General features: G+C 49.6%; 20 protein-coding genes and 1 pseudogene. 5 read left to right on the forward strand and 16 right to left on the reverse strand.

Features of this window, described 5'->3' with window-relative positions; all coding sequences use genetic code 11:
• Positions 1-6: 6 nt before the first annotated feature.
• Together oppD and oppF are read left to right on the forward strand one after the other, a co-directional pair.
• Positions 7-1,020 carry a murein tripeptide/oligopeptide ABC transporter ATP-binding protein OppD gene (gene oppD / locus BGE37_RS11360; RefSeq protein WP_105288037.1) on the forward strand — a complete coding sequence of 338 codons (1,014 nt, stop codon included), beginning with the start codon at positions 7-9 and terminating at the stop codon, positions 1,018-1,020.
• A complete protein-coding gene (gene oppF, locus BGE37_RS11365; RefSeq protein ID WP_000994905.1) occupies positions 1,017-2,021 on the forward strand; it encodes a murein tripeptide/oligopeptide ABC transporter ATP-binding protein OppF in 1,005 nt (334 codons plus the stop codon). Before oppD ends, oppF begins: the two co-directional genes overlap by 4 nt.
• 52 nt (positions 2,022-2,073) lie before the next feature.
• Here oppF and BGE37_RS11370 read toward each other — a convergent pair whose 3' ends face one another.
• Both BGE37_RS11370 and cls read right to left on the reverse strand, forming a co-directional pair.
• Positions 2,074-2,403, reverse strand: a complete 330-nt coding sequence (locus BGE37_RS11370; RefSeq protein ID WP_000366959.1) for an HI1450 family dsDNA-mimic protein — start codon at positions 2,401-2,403, stop codon at positions 2,074-2,076.
• 34 nt (positions 2,404-2,437) lie between these two features.
• A complete protein-coding gene (cls, locus tag BGE37_RS11375; protein WP_000214516.1) occupies positions 2,438-3,898 on the reverse strand; it encodes a cardiolipin synthase in 1,461 nt (486 codons plus the stop codon).
• A 142-nt stretch (positions 3,899-4,040) separates the two neighbouring features.
• Between cls and BGE37_RS25150 the strand changes: the two genes are divergently transcribed.
• A complete protein-coding gene (locus tag BGE37_RS25150; protein ID WP_001309467.1) occupies positions 4,041-4,214 on the forward strand; it encodes a YciY family protein in 174 nt (57 codons plus the stop codon).
• Positions 4,215-4,268: 54 nt separating this feature from the next.
• Here BGE37_RS25150 and kch read toward each other — a convergent pair whose 3' ends face one another.
• Both kch and BGE37_RS11390 read right to left on the reverse strand, forming a co-directional pair.
• On the reverse strand, positions 4,269-5,522 hold the full coding sequence (gene kch / locus BGE37_RS11385) for a voltage-gated potassium channel protein (protein ID WP_032302922.1): 1,254 nt from the start codon (positions 5,520-5,522) through the stop codon (positions 4,269-4,271).
• A 300-nt stretch (positions 5,523-5,822) separates the two neighbouring features.
• Positions 5,823-6,119, reverse strand: coding sequence for a YciI family protein (locus BGE37_RS11390; RefSeq protein WP_000967595.1), 297 nt, complete (start codon positions 6,117-6,119; stop codon positions 5,823-5,825).
• Positions 6,120-6,342: 223 nt separating this feature from the next.
• Here BGE37_RS11390 and tonB point away from each other — a divergent pair, with 223 nt between their 5' ends.
• Positions 6,343-7,062, forward strand: a complete 720-nt coding sequence (gene tonB, locus BGE37_RS11395) for a TonB system transport protein TonB (RefSeq protein ID WP_000171276.1) — start codon at positions 6,343-6,345, stop codon at positions 7,060-7,062.
• Between the two features lie 39 nt (positions 7,063-7,101).
• On the opposite strand, the gene yciA is transcribed toward tonB, so the two are convergent.
• From yciA to BGE37_RS11415, 4 genes and pseudogenes are all read right to left on the reverse strand, one after another.
• Complete coding sequence (gene yciA, locus BGE37_RS11400; protein WP_000108160.1) at positions 7,102-7,500, reverse strand: acyl-CoA thioester hydrolase YciA; 399 nt, start codon at positions 7,498-7,500, stop codon at positions 7,102-7,104.
• A 104-nt stretch (positions 7,501-7,604) separates the two neighbouring features.
• On the reverse strand, positions 7,605-8,144 hold the full coding sequence (locus BGE37_RS11405; protein ID WP_000808667.1) for a septation protein A: 540 nt from the start codon (positions 8,142-8,144) through the stop codon (positions 7,605-7,607).
• Between the two features lie 29 nt (positions 8,145-8,173).
• Positions 8,174-8,917 carry a YciC family protein gene (locus tag BGE37_RS11410; RefSeq protein WP_000028542.1) on the reverse strand — a complete coding sequence of 248 codons (744 nt, stop codon included), beginning with the start codon at positions 8,915-8,917 and terminating at the stop codon, positions 8,174-8,176.
• Between the two features lie 27 nt (positions 8,918-8,944).
• Positions 8,945-9,034: pseudogene (locus BGE37_RS11415) on the reverse strand (YkgJ family cysteine cluster protein); the annotation flags it as partial.
• Positions 9,035-9,271: 237 nt separating this feature from the next.
• Here BGE37_RS11415 and ompW point away from each other — a divergent pair.
• The gene (gene ompW, locus BGE37_RS11420; protein ID WP_000737226.1) at positions 9,272-9,910 is read left to right on the forward strand and encodes an outer membrane protein OmpW; all 639 of its coding nucleotides are present in this window, start codon (positions 9,272-9,274) and stop codon (positions 9,908-9,910) included.
• A 58-nt stretch (positions 9,911-9,968) separates the two neighbouring features.
• On the opposite strand, the gene BGE37_RS11425 is transcribed toward ompW, so the two are convergent.
• From BGE37_RS11425 to trpE, 8 genes are all read right to left on the reverse strand, one after another.
• On the reverse strand, positions 9,969-10,475 hold the full coding sequence (locus BGE37_RS11425; protein WP_001079516.1) for a ferritin-like domain-containing protein: 507 nt from the start codon (positions 10,473-10,475) through the stop codon (positions 9,969-9,971).
• Between the two features lie 45 nt (positions 10,476-10,520).
• Positions 10,521-11,021: a YciE/YciF ferroxidase family protein gene (locus tag BGE37_RS11430; protein ID WP_001056440.1), complete on the reverse strand. Its 501-nt coding sequence runs from the start codon at positions 11,019-11,021 to the stop codon at positions 10,521-10,523.
• 91 nt (positions 11,022-11,112) lie between these two features.
• The gene (locus BGE37_RS11435) at positions 11,113-11,292 is read right to left on the reverse strand and encodes a general stress protein (protein ID WP_000807647.1); all 180 of its coding nucleotides are present in this window, start codon (positions 11,290-11,292) and stop codon (positions 11,113-11,115) included.
• A 380-nt stretch (positions 11,293-11,672) separates the two neighbouring features.
• Positions 11,673-12,479: a tryptophan synthase subunit alpha gene (gene trpA / locus BGE37_RS11440; RefSeq protein WP_103253883.1), complete on the reverse strand. Its 807-nt coding sequence runs from the start codon at positions 12,477-12,479 to the stop codon at positions 11,673-11,675.
• On the reverse strand, positions 12,479-13,672 hold the full coding sequence (gene trpB, locus BGE37_RS11445; RefSeq protein ID WP_000209510.1) for a tryptophan synthase subunit beta: 1,194 nt from the start codon (positions 13,670-13,672) through the stop codon (positions 12,479-12,481). Before trpB ends, trpA begins: the two co-directional genes overlap by 1 nt.
• Positions 13,673-13,683: 11 nt before the next feature.
• Positions 13,684-15,045, reverse strand: coding sequence for a bifunctional indole-3-glycerol-phosphate synthase TrpC/phosphoribosylanthranilate isomerase TrpF (trpCF, locus tag BGE37_RS11450; RefSeq protein ID WP_170881843.1), 1,362 nt, complete (start codon positions 15,043-15,045; stop codon positions 13,684-13,686).
• Entirely contained in the window at positions 15,046-16,641 is a 1,596-nt protein-coding gene (gene trpD, locus BGE37_RS11455) for a bifunctional anthranilate synthase glutamate amidotransferase component TrpG/anthranilate phosphoribosyltransferase TrpD (RefSeq protein ID WP_000763524.1), read from the reverse strand.
• Positions 16,641-18,203, reverse strand: a complete 1,563-nt coding sequence (gene trpE / locus BGE37_RS11460) for an anthranilate synthase component I (RefSeq protein WP_105277386.1) — start codon at positions 18,201-18,203, stop codon at positions 16,641-16,643. The genes trpD and trpE overlap by 1 nt, the downstream gene beginning before the upstream one ends.
• Between the last annotated feature and the right edge of the window lie 10 nt (positions 18,204-18,213).

Below are 18,213 nucleotides of genomic sequence, written 5' to 3' on the forward strand. Positions count from 1 at the left end.
GCAGCCATGAGCGTAATTGAAACTGCAACTGTGCCGCTCGCACAACAACAGGCTGACGCACTGCTGAACGTGAAAGATTTGCGTGTCACCTTTAGTACCCCGGATGGCGACGTCACGGCGGTCAATGATTTGAATTTTTCTCTACGTGCCGGAGAAACGCTGGGCATTGTAGGTGAGTCTGGTTCGGGTAAATCGCAAACTGCATTTGCGTTGATGGGCCTGCTGGCTGCCAACGGAAGTATTGGCGGATCGGCAACCTTCAATGGGCGTGAAATCCTCAATTTGCCAGAGCGTGAACTCAATAAACTGCGTGCTGAACAAATCTCAATGATTTTTCAGGATCCGATGACTTCGTTGAATCCCTATATGCGCGTCGGTGAGCAGTTGATGGAAGTGCTGATGTTGCATAAGAACATGAGCAAAGCTGAGGCGTTTGAAGAGTCGGTGCGGATGCTCGATGCGGTAAAAATGCCGGAAGCACGTAAACGCATGAAAATGTACCCGCATGAATTTTCTGGTGGCATGCGTCAGCGAGTCATGATTGCGATGGCATTGCTATGTCGACCTAAGCTACTGATTGCTGATGAACCCACTACTGCGCTGGACGTCACCGTACAGGCGCAGATCATGACGCTATTGAATGAACTGAAGCGGGAATTTAATACCGCCATCATTATGATCACCCACGATCTTGGCGTGGTGGCAGGGATCTGCGACAAAGTGCTGGTAATGTACGCCGGGCGCACGATGGAATATGGCAACGCGCGCGATGTCTTTTATCAACCCGTTCATCCTTATTCTATCGGTTTACTCAACGCGGTGCCGCGTCTCGATGCGGAAGGTGAAACAATGTTGACCATCCCGGGTAATCCGCCAAACCTGTTGCGATTACCGAAAGGTTGCCCGTTCCAGCCACGTTGTCCGCATGCGATGGAAATTTGTAGTAGCGCACCGCCGCTGGAAGAGTTTACGCCTGGCCGTCTGCGTGCTTGCTTTAAACCGGTGGAGGAACTGTTATGAATGCTGTAACCGAAGGAAGAAAAGTCCTCCTCGAAATCGCCGATCTGAAAGTGCACTTTGAAATCAAAGATGGCAAACAGTGGTTCTGGCAACCGCCGAAAACGCTCAAAGCCGTAGATGGTGTAACTCTTCGCCTGTATGAAGGGGAAACATTAGGTGTGGTAGGGGAGTCGGGATGCGGTAAGTCCACCTTTGCTCGCGCCATCATTGGCCTGGTTAAAGCGACCGACGGTCATGTTGCCTGGTTAGGTAAAGAGTTGCTGGGCATGAAGCCCGATGAATGGCGTGCCGTTCGCAGTGATATTCAGATGATTTTCCAGGATCCATTGGCATCGCTTAACCCGCGTATGACCATCGGCGAGATCATCGCTGAACCACTGCGTACTTATCATCCGAAAATGTCACGCCAGGAAGTTCGCGAGCGCGTGAAGGCGATGATGCTGAAAGTCGGGTTATTGCCTAACCTGATTAACCGCTATCCGCATGAGTTCTCTGGTGGGCAGTGCCAGCGTATCGGGATTGCTCGTGCTCTTATTCTTGAACCGAAGCTGATTATCTGTGATGAGCCGGTGTCGGCGCTGGACGTGTCAATTCAGGCGCAGGTGGTCAACCTGCTCCAGCAGCTGCAACGCGAGATGGGATTGTCATTAATTTTTATCGCTCACGACCTGGCCGTGGTAAAACACATTTCCGATCGTGTGCTGGTGATGTATCTCGGCCATGCGGTAGAACTGGGGACCTATGATGAGGTCTACCACAATCCGCTACATCCTTACACCAGGGCATTGATGTCGGCAGTCCCCATACCTGATCCGGATCTGGAGAAGAACAAAACTATCCAGTTACTGGAAGGAGAATTACCGTCGCCGATCAACCCGCCTTCCGGTTGTGTTTTCCGTACCCGTTGCCCGATTGCCGGTCCAGAGTGTGCCAAAACACGTCCTGTGCTGGAGGGGAGTTTCAGACACGCCGTGTCTTGCCTGAAAGTCGATCCGCTTTAAACAAAATAAGGGCTGACAGTTGTCAGCCCTTTTTCACGCCGAAAGCGATTATTTATTCCCGCCAGATGATATGGCACAGTTTGTGATCTTTTTCGCGGCATAACAGAATGCGGGCGAAAACATCGTTGATTTCACCATCTTCACTGTCCGCCAGACCAATCACCACTTCGGCAAAAAAGTCCGGGTTCAAATCGAAATCAACATGTTCCTGCCAGTCTTCTGCCGGATCGAATAACTCCGCGCCGCCGCGCTCTTCAAACTGAAGATTGAACAGCAGAACATCAGCTGGATCGAGATTGTCGGCAGCCAGTTCGAGAAAAATATCGTAGGCCTGCTCAAGCGTTTCATCTTCAGTCAAGCGATTGTTTAGATCCATATCCATAGTCACTACCTGTTTAACCTCTGTTGGCGACGTTTTACAGCAACGGGCTGAAGAAGTAAAACAGTCGCTCGGCGACACGTTGCCATAATGGGCGTTTTAGCCATAAACGGGCATCGAGCAGACGAGAACGCGAAATATAATCGTCCTGAACGGCGGCGAGGTCAGCACCAAACCCTTTATCGTCGATTGCCAGGGTAATCTCGAAATTCAGCCACAGACTACGCATATCAAGGTTAACGGTACCAACCAGACTTAATTCGCCATCGACCAGCACGCTCTTGGTATGCAATAACCCGCCTTCAAACTGATAAATTTTAACCCCAGCAGCCAGCAGTTCCGTAAAGAACGCGCGACTGGCCCAGCCAACCAGCATTGAATCATTTTTTCGCGGAAGGATAATACTGACATCCACCCCGCGCTGCGCCGCCGTGCAAATCGCATGAAGTAAATCATCGCTGGGCACAAAGTAGGGCGTTGTCATGATCAAATATTCACGTGCCGAATAAGCCGCAGTCAGTAATGCCTGGTGAATGAGATCTTCCGGAAAGCCGGGGCCAGAAGCAATTGTGTGAATGGTGTGACCGCTGGCCTGCTCAAACGGCATAATATTGACATCTGGTGGTGGCGGCAGAATACGTTTCCCGGTTTCAATCTCCCAGTCGCAGGAATATATAATCCCCATCGCGGTGGCGATCGGACCTTCCATACGCGCCATCAGATCAATCCATTGCCCTACACCCGCATCCTGTTTGAAGTAGCGAGGGTCGACCATATTCATGCTGCCGGTGTACGCGATGTAATTATCGATCATGATCATCTTGCGATGTTGGCGCAGATCCATACGGCGTAAAAACACACGCATCAGATTGACCTTTAATGCTTCGACCACTTCAATGCCGGCATTACGCATTAGCTCTGGCCACGGGCTGCGGAAAAAAGCCACACTTCCGGCGGAGTCGAGCATTAGTCGGCAATGAATACCACGACGTGCAGCGGCCATTAAAGATTCTGCCACCTGGTCCGCCATGCCGCCGGGTTGCCAGATATAAAACACCATCTCAATATTATGGCGAGCGAGCTGGATGTCGCGGATTAACGCCTGCATCACATCATCTGACTCGGTCATCAGTTGCAGCTGATTCCCTTTGACCCCAGCGATCCCCTGACGACGCTCACAAAGCTTGAATAATGGCGCTGCGACACTGCTGTTTTCTTCGGCGAAGATATGCTTACAGGCTTTAAGGTCGTTAAGCCATTTTGCGGTGGAAGGCCACATCGCTCTGGCGCGCTCAGCGCGGCGTTTGCCTAAATGGAGCTCGCCAACGGCAAGATAGGCAATAATTCCGACTAAGGGCAGAATGTAAATGATCAACAGCCAGGCCATCGCGGAGGGAACTGCGCGTCGTTTCATTAGAATGCGTAAAGTTACGCCTGCAATGAGCAACCAGTATCCCAGAATGGCCAACCAACTCACCAACGTATAAACGGTTGTCATAGATTAGAAATCCTTTTGAAAGCGCATTGTTATGAGTTTACGCATATGGATTCATCTGGCAAATAAAAACGCGGGAAAAGCACTGGTCAGCGTCGGGGTCGGGGGTATAATGACCATTCTGTTATTGCATAGAGTAGTTAACATGAAGCGGAGTAGAACGGAAGTGGGGCGCTGGCGCATGCAGCGTCAGGCTAGCCGACGTAAATCGCGTTGGCTTGAGGGGCAGTCGCGCCGAAATATGCGTATCCACAGCATCAGGAAGTGCATTCTAAACAAACAGCGTAACTCGTTATTGTTTGCGATCTACAATATCTAAATGTTCTGGGCACCATTGCGGTGCCCAATAAGTTTGCCCTTTCGTCTTCAAACTCTATTTTTGCGCCGATTCTTTATTGTCAGCTTTCGTTTCTTGTTCATCGTTATCGCTGAAAATACCATGACCGGAGTTCAACAACATTGAAACGAGCATATCATTATTAATCTCTTCACCATTTAAAACTCGTGCCAGAATTTCGCTGCCAAACAGTTGCGGCGAGAGAATGATATCCGGATGTACCATCTTAATCTTATTCAGGTTTTTGCTATCACTGACGGCGAGAACTGTTTTGACATCACTGCTCATATCTTTTGCCGATAGTACAACAAACGCGTTATCAGCATCGTTATCACTCAGCGCCAGAATGGCCCGGCATCGATCGATTCCTGCTTTCTTTAATACTGAACTGTCATTACTGTCACCGGGGATAACATCAGCGTTATCACCTAAGCGTTGCTCAAGTTGCTTGATATCATCTTCAGGCAAGTTGCTGATAACCGTTACATTTTGTCCGCGTTGATTCAGTTGCAGAATCGTATTGATGGCGAGAATCGAATGCCCGCAAACAATAAAATGATCTTTACGATGCATTGTATGATTTTTTCCTTTTACAAGTTTGTTGAATCCCCCGCGGATAAGCGGACCAAAAATTGAAGTCATGGAGGTGGCAAAAACGGTAATGCCGGAAATAATGACCGAAATAGTGAATAATCGTGCTGATTCAGAAACAGGGACAATATCGCCATAGCCGACGGTTGACATGGTTTCTATCGAAAAATAGAACGCGGTCATCAAACTTTCTATTCGCGGATTAAAACCTTCGCTTAAATAAAGCGCACCGTAGGTGGAGTAAAACAGTAACGTCGTGAAACTAATAAATGCGAAAATTGTCCCGGCTGCGGCGCTACTGTGGGAGAAGTCTTTGCGCAGTATCAGCAAAAACACCAGCGTAAAAATGCAAAATCCAATACTAAATTTCAGCCAGGGATAAAAATGCAGGGTGTAAATTAGCGCTATCAACAACAAAATGATACTGATTGCCCATGCGAGCTTTGCCCGGAACAGTAAGCCAATGGAGTTCAGGACAAGAAAGACGCCGAGCATAAAGAGTGGGGCATTTGCCAGCAAGGAGAGATCTAATTCTGAAAAGGCTTTGATATGGAAAATATCAAGCAAATTGACCGACATACCATAGATTGTTTTAAAAATAAGCAATCCATTTAAAAAGACGGCCAGCGCGAGAATGTCGTGCCGTAGGGTCACCCATAAATTTGTTGCTGTTTGTTTGAATGTAGTCCAGTGACTCACTGATACCTCTGTAACCACAATTTTGTTTAATTATCTCAACGTGCACATTTTCTGAACATACATGCAGCACGTGAATGTGTTAAACAATAGTAGATGACTTTATCTGAAGTAATCAAAGGTTTTGAGTGAGCAACTCTGCGTCAGGAAAGGGCATTTTTCCTGAATATGCTCACATCATATAAAGAAATACAGATAAAGTTATTATCTGCTTGTGGGGGTGAATGCACTGACAGACCTATAAGGAAAGGCCAAACTAGAACACGGTTGCTAAAACCGTGCCCTTAAATATTGAATCTCTATTCAGAACACTTTCTTAAATGGTTTCACTGAAACGTGTTCATAGACTCCTGCCGCCACGTACGGGTCAGCATCGGCCCAGGCCTGAGCTGCTTCCAGCGATTCAAATTCAGCAATAACGGTTGAGCCAGTAAATCCCGCAGCCCCTGGATCGTTACTGTCTACTGCTGGCATTGGACCGGCGGTCAACAATCGACCTTCATCATGCAGTAACTGTAAACGTGCTAAATGTGCCGGACGAACGGAAAGGCGTTTTTCGAGGCTATCAGCTTTGTCTTGAGCGTAAATAACATACAACACGGGCACAACTCCTTGTTCGGGAAAGTTGTAAAGTACGTTATTTGAAAGGGCGAAGATCTGCAACGGAAAGATGATGTCTTTGTTAAGACCATGCATAAAGTAAGGTCAATTACGCCAAAAATGACATTTTCACTGATCCTGATCGTCTTGCCTTATTGAATATGATTGCTATTTGCATTTAAAATCGAGGCCTGGTTTTTCTACTGAAATGATTATGACTTCAATGACCCTTGATTTACCTCGCCGCTTCCCCTGGCCGACGTTACTTTCGGTCTGCATTCATGGTGCTGTTGTGGCGGGTCTGCTCTATACCTCGGTACATCAGGTTATTGAACTACCTGCGCCTGCGCAGCCAATTTCTGTCACGATGGTTGCGCCTGCGGATCTCGAACCGCCACAAGCCGTTCAGCCGCCACCGGAGCCGGTGGTAGAGCCAGAACCGGAACCTGAGCCGATCCCTGAACCGCCAAAAGAAGCACCGGTGGTCATTGAAAAGCCTAAGCCGAAACCTAAGCCAAAACCGAAGCCGGTGAAAAAGGTACAGGAGCAGCCAAAACGCGATGTCAAACCCGTAGAGTCGCGTCCGGCATCACCGTTTGAAAATACGGCACCCGCGCGCCCGACATCAAGTACGGCGACGGCTGCAACCAGCAAGCCGGTTACAAGTGTGGCTTCAGGACCACGCGCATTAAGTCGCAATCAGCCGCAGTATCCGGCACGAGCACAGGCATTGCGCATTGAAGGGCAGGTTAAAGTTAAATTTGATGTCACGCCGGATGGTCGCGTGGATAACGTGCAAATCCTCTCAGCCAAGCCTGCGAACATGTTTGAGCGTGAGGTGAAAAATGCGATGCGCAGATGGCGTTATGAGCCGGGTAAGCCAGGCAGTGGGATTGTGGTGAATATCCTGTTTAAAATTAACGGCACCACCGAAATTCAGTAAGCAGAAAGTCAAAAGCCTCCGACCGGAGGCTTTTGACTATTACTCAACAGGTAAGGCGCGAGGTTTTCCTTCAGGATCAACCGCGACATACTTAAATAATGCTTCTGTCGCTTTATAGCGTTGCCCGATGGGTTCAGACGCGACTTTTTTCACCCACACTTCAATATTAATGCTGACCGATGTCGTCCCTTTCTGGACACAGCGTGCATAGCAGCACACCACATCGCCGACCGCAACCGGTCGTAAGAAAGTCATTCCTTCAACCCGCACGGTCACTACGCGACCGTGCGCAATTTCTTTCGCCAGAATAGCGCCGCCAATATCCATTTGTGACATTAACCAACCACCAAAGATGTCACCATTGGCATTGGTATCGGCGGGCATGGCTAAAGTACGTAAAACAAGATCGCCCTGAGGGACGTTATGTGTTGTAGACATGGTAAAACCGACTTAAAAGGAAAATCACAGGCGCGATGCTACTATGATTTTCCTGAGGAGAACAGAGGAGATACAGTGCCAGCCCCGAAGGACTGGCAGTCTGGTTAGGATTTATCTTCCTGCGGCATGTGGCGGTAGATATAGATACCGCTTAACAATGTGAAGATTAAGGTAAGAGCGGTCAGGCCAAACACTTTAAAGTTGACCCAAATATTTTGCGGCAGCCAGAATGCGATGTAGATGTTTGCCAGACCGCAAAGGATAAAGAAAACAGCCCAGGCCAGATTCAGCTTCGACCATACCGGTTGCGGCAGCGTGAGTTCTTTACCCAGCATCCGCTGAATTAGCGGCTTTTTCATCACCCATTGGCTGACTAACAGGGCACCTGCAAACAGGGCATAAATGACAGTAACCTTCCATTTAATAAACTCATCATTGTGGAAGAACAGCGTCAAGCCACCGAAGACGACCACCAGAACAAAAGTGATCAGGGCCATCTTCTCAACTTTACGAAAGCGAACCCAGCTATATATAAGCACAATCGCCGTGGCGACGATCAGCGCCGCAGTAGCCGCATAGATGTCATAAATCTTGTAAAACGCGAAAAAGACAACCAGCGGTAAAAAATCAAGAAACTGCTTCATTTTACGATTCCGTAATCAAATGCTTAAGGTTATTGGCGAATCAACATATACAGGCGGAACAGATAGATGAGCAGTACGGCTGAAATCATGTTGCTCAAAGTGTTCGCCAGTACGGCACCAATTTCCGGGGTTAATGCGGCAAAAGAAGAGGCAAAAAGCAGCAACAGTGTTTTTGCCAGCAACCAGCTCAGTACTGCGGGTGCCACCAGACGCATATTCGCCCATGTCAGCCGCATACTGCTACGCATCGAGGCAAAAATGCCCATTTTGTCCTGTACCAACATCACCGGTGCCAGAGCCAGTAAAATGGCCATGATAATTCCCGGAACGACCACCAGCATGATGCCAATCTGTACTAAAAGGGTAGTCAGAAAAATCAGAATAAATAACTTTGGCAATATCGGCGCACTGGCACCAATAGCTCGAAGCGCACTGACTCTCTGACCCGCAGACACCAGCTGGATAATTAATATTACGCCTCCGGCGAGAATGGCGTTACCGATTAATCCTGAAAAAGTGGACGCCGCTGAAGCCTGCAGCAAAATTTGTTGCTGTTCAGGTGACATATTCTGAACCAGGTCGAACAACCCACTACTGCCGCTAACGGGCACGCCGTCATTGAGCTGAGCAAGCTGTGCATCACTGGGTGAGAAAACATGCCCTAACACCACTGTGATAAACGCACATAGCAACGATACCAACAGAATGGTCATAAATTGATTACGGAAGAAATTTCCGGTGTCACGGTATACGGACTGCGCCGTGATAGACATGCACTCTCCTTGAGTTTTATGCAGGTGTTAATTAGCGGGCAATTGTACCCTGGTTAAGCCTCGGGTGGCAGCATCAGGTCTTGTATGGAAAAGCATATCTTTGTAAAGCGGAGGTAATTGCGGGTCTAAGCTATGGGCAAACCGCAGCAAGTGGCGAGCGAGTTAATGTTTGCGTAGTGAAATATATAGGAATTGATTTAAATCACATTAACCAGGATTCACAGTGCAACTTCTAAATTAATCCAGATCAATAAAGGGTGAATTATCATATATAATGTGATCTGTGTAGGATCATTTGTTACTCCAATGTGGGTATATTCGTCACGTTTTTATAACCATAACGACGGAGCGGATATGAAAAAGTTAACAGTGGCGGCTTTGGCAGTAACAACTCTTCTTTCTGGCAGTGCCTTTGCGCATGAAGCAGGCGAGTTTTTTATGCGTGCAGGTTCTGCAACTGTACGTCCAACAGAAGGTGCTGGTGGTACATTAGGAAGTCTGGGTGGATTTAGCGTGACCAATAACACTCAACTGGGTCTGACGTTTACTTATATGGCGACCGACAATATTGGTGTGGAATTACTGGCAGCGACGCCGTTCCGCCATAAAATCGGTACCCGGGCGACCGGTGATATTGCAACCGTTCATCATCTGCCGCCAACACTGATGGCGCAGTGGTATTTTGGCGATGCCAGCAGCAAATTCCGTCCTTACGTTGGTGCAGGTATCAACTACACCACATTCTTTGATAATGGATTTAACGATCATGGCAAAGAAGCGGGGCTATCCGATCTCAGTCTGAAAGATTCCTGGGGAGCTGCCGGGCAGGTGGGGGTTGATTATCTGATTAACCGTGACTGGTTGGTGAACATGTCAGTCTGGTACATGGATATTGACACCACCGCAAATTATAAGCTGGGTGGTGCACAGCAACACGATAGCGTACGCCTCGATCCGTGGGTGTTTATGTTCTCAGCTGGATATCGTTTTTAATTCCGCACAAAAATGACCCCGTGATTACGGGGTCAAGAAGGACATGGCATAAAGGGTATTATTTCTTCGCTTCTACGCCATCAGTTTCGGAGCGAATTAAAAATTTCTCCGTTGTTTGCGGAATATGCTGAATCAGCCAGTCGGCCATTTGCTTTTCCTCATTTAAAATCGCTTCGATAATCGGAATTGAGGCTGTATCACCGGCATTTTTTGCTGCTGCTAAGAGTGAGGTATAACAGGCGATTTCAAATTGCTCGAAGACATATCCGCTAATAGAGCCTTTGACTATTTCATCAGAAGGGAATATACCACCGATTGACTGCCCAAGTGCAGCCATTTTACTCATAGAATCTTTAATGACTGAGCGTGAAATGTCATTACGATCAAGAATAGTTTCCAGTTGTACAATCTGGTTTTTGGTTTCACTAACATGTTGTTCAATACGAGCGCGTAGCTCAGGATAATTATCTATGCGGCTGGCCATGGATTCAAGCATAGATTCTGCTTGCTTTTCCATTGCGTGGGCGTCACGTAACCAGTCGTGATAATGTTCAATACGATTCATGAAAATGTCCTCTTTATAAAATGACTAAAAGTTAAAGTTCATATTTCAGGCTTTATTTTCTGCTTTCTTATTTACGTTATTAAGGGCCAGATCAGTTAGTTTCATGTCGGTGGCCTTTTCTTCTTCCAGAGTTTCTTTCAGAAGCTTCGCTGCTTTACGATAACCTAATTGCTCAGCCAGTGTCGCTAATGTCCCATAACTGGCGATCTCATAGTGCTCAACTTTCTGTGCAGCGGCAATCAGTGCGGCATCACGTACTTCGTTTTTCTCGGTACTTTCGATGACCTCATTAGCTTCTTCAATGAGACCTTCCATTGCCACACATTTCATGCGCTTAATTTTCAGATTCGGTTCAGATTCCACAACTTGATCAATACGTTCAATCTGTCCATGAGTTTCCTCGAGGTGTGCATGAAAAGCCTGACTTAATTTTTCGTTAGATGTTGCTCTGGCGAGTTTTGCTAGTGCCCGTGTTAATTGTTTTTCTGCACTGTAGGTGTCTGAAAGCAGGTGAATAAATACATCTTCAATGGACTTCATATTCATATTTTTCTCCAGTGAAATCACTGCGAGCCATACGGCCCGCAGAGGCAATTATCTTTATCAACGTCAGCTGATATTAATAATTAACGGCGGATCAGGATTTTCCTGATTTATTTCCACCGCTGTGCTGACCGCCTTTTTTACCCGCTTCGGATGCGCGTTGCGGATCATTTTTAAAATTACCGCCGCTGTGTTGACCGCCTTTACGGCCAGCGTCGGATGCCTTCTCACGATCTTCGGCGAAATTTCCTGAACCACCACGATGTTCGGCCATGTTATTTCTCCCGTTGCGTTGCATTGTTTCATTAATATGAGTGTTGTGTGTCGACACTCATTAAAATTAGTCGGTAATGAGAATTAGTCAAATTGAGCAAAGTGAGAAGGAATGTGAAAAATATATTTTGAAAAAGACTTTCGATATATTCATAAATACCCAAGAAATAAGTGGGTTAGAGAAAATTATTGATTTTAGTAGTGTTTTGTTGCGGGATTAATTTGTTTGATTATATTACTTTTGGGCGGAAAAATGACGTAAGTTGACGTACGTCAGGGGTAAGCGAAACGGTAAAAAGATAAATAATAAATGAATTTAGGATTTTTCCTGCTTCATTAAAGATAGTTAAAATGCCGCCAGCGGAACTGGCGGCTGTGGGATTAACTGCGCGTCGCTGTTTTCATCGGTTGTACAAAAGCTTTCAGTACCGCCAGCATTTTCTCTGGCTCATTAATATGTTGCTCGATGATTTTAACAATTGCCGAACCAGAAATCGCGCCCGCCGCTCCTGCATCAATCGCTGCTTTTACCTGATCCGGGGCGGAAATACCAAATCCTTGCAATGGAGGCGCCGCGTTGTACTCCTTCAGCTTCGCAACCAGATGATTGAGAGGTAACGCGGCGCGGTTTTCAGCTCCGGTCACGCCCGCACGCGACAATAAATAGGTGTAACCACGGCCATAAGACGCAATCTGGCGCAGTAAATCCTCGTCGGCATTCGGCGGGCAAATAAAGATAGGTGCGACATTATGGCGCAACGCGGCCTGGCGGAAGGGCGCAGACTCTTCCACGGGCACATCGGCAACCAGCACCGAATCGACGCCGACTTTTTCGCACTGGGCATAAAACTCATCAATGCCTTTGTTAAACACCAGGTTGGCATACATCAAAAGGCCGATCGGAATGGTCGGGTACTTCTGGCGAATGAGTGCCAGCATCTCAAAGCACTGCGCCGGGGTCACACCTGCCGCAAAGGCACGCAGTGTGGCGTTTTGAATCGTCGGGCCATCTGCCAGTGGGTCGGAGAAGGGGATACCTAACTCCAGCGCGTCAGCACCGGCTTCAATTAGCGTATCGATAATTTTCAGCGACTGCTCAATGCCCGGATCACCGAGGGTGACGAAAGGAACGAATGCGCCTTCTTTGCGCTCCTTCAGTTGGGCAAACAGAGATTCATAGCGTTCCATCAGATTTCCCCTCGTGCTTTCAAAATATCGTGAACGGTGAAGATGTCTTTATCGCCGCGACCGGAAAGGTTAACCACCAGTAGCTGCTCTTTTTCCGGGTTTTCGCGCATCATTTTCAGTGCGTGGGCCAGCGCGTGGGAGGATTCCAGCGCCGGGATAATCCCTTCGTGCAGGCACAGCGTTTTAAAGGCTTCCAGTGCTTCATCATCGGTAATCGACACGTAATTAGCACGACCTATGCTGTTGAGATACGCATGCTGTGGGCCAACGGACGGGAAATCCAGCCCGGCAGAAATCGAGTAAGACTCTTCAATCTGCCCGTCTTCGGTTTGCATCATTGGCGCTTTCATACCGAAATAGATGCCCACGCGACCATGTTTTAACGGTGCGCCGTGCTCGCCAGTTTCGATACCGTGACCACCAGGCTCCACGCCGATCAGGCCGACGTCGGTTTCGTTGATGAAATCTGCAAACATGCCGATGGCATTCGAACCGCCGCCAACACAGGCAATAACGGCATCCGGCAGACGACCTTCTCTTTCCAGAATTTGCGCTTTCGTTTCTTCGCCAATCATCCGCTGAAACTCACGCACAATGGTCGGGTAAGGATGCGGGCCAGCTGCAGTGCCCAGCATATAGTGCGCGGTTTCATAACTGCCGGACCAGTCGCGTAGCGCCTCATTACAGGCATCTTTCAGCGTCGCGGAACCGCTATGCACCGGGATCACTTCCGCACCCATTAAGCGCATACGAAAAACGTTAGGCGACTGGCGTTCAACGTCTTTGGCACCCATATAAATACGGCATTTCAGGCCGAGCAGGGCGCTGGCAAGCGCAGAAGCCACGCCATGCTGACCAGCACCGGTTTCGGCGATGATTTCGGTTTTACCCATCCGCTTCGCCAGCAAAGCCTGGCCCAGAACCTGGTTAGTTTTATGTGCGCCGCCGTGCAGCAAATCTTCACGCTTCAGATACAGCGTGGTGTTAGTGCCGGCTGTAATGTTCTGACATTTGGTCAGCGCGGTTGGGCGCCCGGCATAGTTTTTCAGCAGGTCGTTGAACTGGGCCTGAAATTCAGGATCTTTTTGCGCGCTGACAAAAGCTTCTTCCAGCTGGCGCAGAGCAGGCATCAGGATTTGTGGCACGTACATGCCGCCAAACTCACCAAAATACGGGTTAAGTAATGTTGTCATTGTTCCTTTCCTTAATATGCGCGCAGCGTCTGGAAAACCGAGGCCAAAAGACGTGCGTCTTTGATGCCCGGTTGCGACTCTACAGCAGAATTAAAATCAAGCCCGGCGCAGCCGGTTTGTGCCGCTTCCACGCAGTTATCTGCGCCTAAGCCACCCGCCAGCAGAACGTTGCCAAGCGATTGACCGTTTAACAGTGACCAGTCGAAACGTTGTCCGCTCCCGCCCTGACCGTTGTCGAATACATATTTATCGATGTGCTGAAAATCGCGCGCGGGAAGAGTTTCACCGACACTTAAAGCCTTCCAGATGGCGACGTTTGCTGGCAGAACCTCACGCAGAGTGTCGATATACAGCTGATCTTCATTACCATGCAGTTGCACTGCCGCCAGCGATAACACCTTAGCTTTGTCCACCACATCGGCAATATCGTGATTGCGGAACACGCCAACGTATTGCAACGGTGCCGCAGCCATCACTTCCTGCGCCTGTTCAACGCTGACGCAACGGGGTGACGTTGTAACAAATATCAATCCACCGTAAATCGCGCCCGCGTCATGAGCTGCTTTAGCATCTTGCCCACGCGTCAGACCACACACTTTATTCTCACCCAGCAACACCCGGCGCACGGCGGCGTTCAAATCATCATGGGCCATTAGCGCCGAACCAATCAGAAAGCCGTTAGCGAAGTGGCTTAACTCACGCACCTGGGCGTAAGTATTGATGCCGGATTCGCTGATTACCGTCACGTTGTGCCCCAGTTTCGGCGCAAGCTCGCGGGTACGGTTAAGATCAATCGACAAGTCACGCAGATCGCGGTTGTTGATGCCAACGACTTTTGCTCCCAATGCAATGGCGCGCTCCAGCTCCTCTTCATTACTGACTTCGCTCAGCACGCCCATCTCCAGACTGTGGGCTACAGCAGCGAGCTGGCGATACTGATCGTCGTCCAGCACCGACAGCATTAATAAACAGGCATCGGCCTGGTAATAGCGCGCCAGATAGATCTGGTAAGGGTCGATAATAAAGTCTTTACACAAAATCGGCTGCGGGGCGATTTGGCTGACGATGGGGAGGAAATCAAAGCTCCCCTGAAAATATTTCTCATCAGTCAGCACCGAAATTGCCGAAGCGTAATGTTTATAAATGGCGGCAATGCGTGCCGGATCGAAATCATCACGGATCACGCCTTTTGACGGCGACGCTTTTTTGCATTCCAGAATAAACGCCGTGCGTGCGCCTTGCAGTGCATCATAAAAATGTCGCGTGCTCGGCTGAACCTCATTCTGAAAACTGGCCAGCGGTTGCTGCTGTTTGCGGGCTTCTACCCAAATCGCCTTGTCTGCGACGATTTTCGCTAAAACGGTTTGCATCATTTACCCTCGTGCCGCCAGTGCGGTGACTCTGTCGTAAGCGGAACCACTGCGCAGTACCTCAAGAACGGTTTGCGCATTGGCTTGCAGATCTTCATGGCCATGCAGGCGCATTAACATGGCGACATTCGCCGCGACGGCTGCTTCATGGGCGGCGTCGCCTTTACCTTGTAACAAGCGTGTTAAAATGTCACGGTTTTCTTCCGGTGTTCCGCCTGCCAGTTGCTCCTGATGGTAGGGTGTCAGGCCAAAATCTTCAGCGGTCAACTGATAGCTCTTAATTTCGCCGTCATGCAGTTCGGCAACGATTGTCGGCGCGTGTAATGAAACTTCATCCATCCCCCCGCTGTGCACCACCGCTGCGCGTTGATACCCCAGCACGCGCAAGGTTTCGGCAATTGGCAGCACCAGTTCCGGGCTGTAGACACCAATTAGCGCCAGCGGCGGATGCGCCGGGTTAATCAGTGGCCCCAGCACGTTGAACAGGGTGCGGGTTTTCAGTTGCTGGCGAACCGGCATCGCATGGCGAAATCCGGTGTGATATTTCGGCGCAAAGAGGAAACAGACGCCTAACTCATCCAGCGCCTGGCGCGATTTATCGGCGTTCATATCAAGATTAATACCGAATGCCGCCAGCAGATCCGACGAGCCGGATTTACTGGAGACGCTGCGGTTACCGTGTTTCGCCACTTTCAGCCCACAGGCCGCGGCGACAAACGCACTGGCGGTAGAAATATTGATACTGTTGCTGCCGTCACCGCCGGTGCCGACGATATCGGCAAACAGATAATCAGGGCGTGGGAACGGCGCAGCATTTTCCAGAAGGGCAGTTGCTGCCCCGGCGATTTCGTTCGGGTGCTCGCCGCGAATTTTCATGCTGACCAATGCAGCCGCCAGTTGTTCCGGTTTCAGCTCGCCACGCACCACCGCTGAAAACAGCTGGTGGCTTTCTTGTTGGCTAAGCGTCTGCGCCTGATACAGTTTTTCCAGAATTGGTTGCAGTGTGTTGGTCGGCTCCAGCTTCTGTTGCGCCCAGGCCAGCGTTTGTTCCAGCAGGCGAGCGCCCTGGGTGGTGAGAATGGATTCCGGATGGAACTGGAATCCACAAACGCGATCCGCATCATGACGCACCGCCATCACCATGCCATTAAAATGGGCGTTGATGGTTAAACCTGCCGGAATATTACTGCCAACCAGCGAGTGATAACGCGCCACCGGCAATGGGTTTGTCAATCCGGCAAACATCGCCTGACCGTCATGTTCAATGCTCGACGCTTTACCGTGAAGAATTTCGCCCGCCTGACCGACATAGCCCCCGTAAGCTTCGACAATCGCCTGATGTCCGAGGCAAATGCCAATAATTGGCAGCTTGCCACGCAAACGGGTGAGGAGTTCCGGCATACAACCTGCTTCACTCGGCACTCCGGGGCCAGGAGAAAGCATCAGCACCGGATTGCTCATGGTCGCAAGACGTTCAATTAAGGTTTGCGCCGGAATATGGTTGCGGTAAATCACCACGTTATGCCCATTGCTGCGCAACTGATCTGCCAGGTTATAAGTAAAAGAGTCGATATTATCGAGCAGCAGAATGTCAGCCATCAGAAAGTCTCCTGTGCATGATGCGCGGTGGCGATAGCGCGCAGTACAGCGCGGGCTTTATTACGGGTTTCGTCGGCTTCCGACTGCGGAACAGAATCAAGGACTACGCCAGCACCGGCTTGCACGGTGGCGATACCGTTTTCCACCAGCGCCGAACGGATGACAATGCAGGTGTCCAGATCTCCATGTGCGGTGAAATAACCTACCGCGCCGCCGTAGCTGCCGCGTCGACGACCTTCCGCTTCGGCAATTAACTGCATGGCGCGCACTTTCGGGGCACCGCTTAACGTGCCCATATTCATACAGGCGCGGTAAGCGTGCAGGGCGTCAAGATCGTGGCGCAGCTCACCGACCACGCGGGAGACGAGATGCATCACGTAAGAGTAACGGTCAACTTTGGTGAGATCGGCTACGTAGCGGCTGCCAGGAGTGCAAATGCGTGCCAGATCATTACGGGCGAGATCCACCAGCATCAGATGTTCAGAAAGCTCTTTATGGTCGGTACGCATCTCCAGTTCAATGCGGCTGTCCAGGTCTCTGTCCAGTGAACCATCGGCGCGACGTCCTCGTGGGCGTGTTCCGGCAATCGGGTAGATCTCAATCTGGCGGCTGGAGGCGTCATACTTGAGCGAACTTTCCGGCGACGCGCCGAACAGGGTGAAATCATTATCATGCATAAAAAACATGTACGGGCTGGGATTACTCTTTTTCAGCACGTAATAGGCCGCCAGCGATGACGGGCAGGGCAGTGAGAAACGGCGAGATGGCACGACCTGGAAAATTTCTCCGGCGCGAATCGCTTTTTGCAACGAACGCACTACGCCACCGAACTCTTCATCGCTCTGATTACATTCACAATGCATATGCGGCACGGAAACTACCGGCAGCGGTGGCGCGGTTTCGGTCAGTTGCTGGCGAAGTTCGTTCAGGCGAGCAGTGAGACGTTGTTTTTCTTCTTCATTTTGACCAAACAGGCTGGCCTGAATACGGGTACTTTTTTTCTGATGATCGATAACCATCAGCGTTTCAGCGAGATAAAAACAGAAATCAGGGCAGTTATTTTCCGCTGCCAGTTGCGGTAAATCTTCAAACCCCGCCACAAGGTCATAAGAGAACAGGCCGCCAAAGAACATCGCTTCCCGTTCTTCCTTCGGTACATTCAACAGATTCTGTAATAAGCGGAAAGCGTCAAAAACCGAAAGGGAGCATAAGCGGGCGTCTTCATCCAACAGTGGACTGACCGGGGGGAAGCGCAGTACGCGGCATTGTGGCGATTGCTCATTATCGACCCCAGCGGGCAGGGCGTTATCCAGTAGTGTCAGCAGGGCTTCGCCATTGCCGGAGAGCGCCTTAATTGTGACAGTGTCACCTAATGCTGTAATGCGCAGCGCACTGTCCACCAGCAGCAGGCTTTTTAAATCATCCTTGCTGTCGATATCTGCGGATTCCAGCAGCAGCGTTGCCGGACGATCCCCACACAACTGATGAAAAAGCGCGGTCGGATTATCGCGATAAGCACCTTCGCAGGTTAACAGTTCGAGAGTCGGTTTTTGTGTTTGCATTGTTATTCTC

The organism is Escherichia sp. MOD1-EC6300 (genome assembly GCF_002965045.1).
Lineage (GTDB): Bacteria > Pseudomonadota > Gammaproteobacteria > Enterobacterales > Enterobacteriaceae > Escherichia > Escherichia coli_F.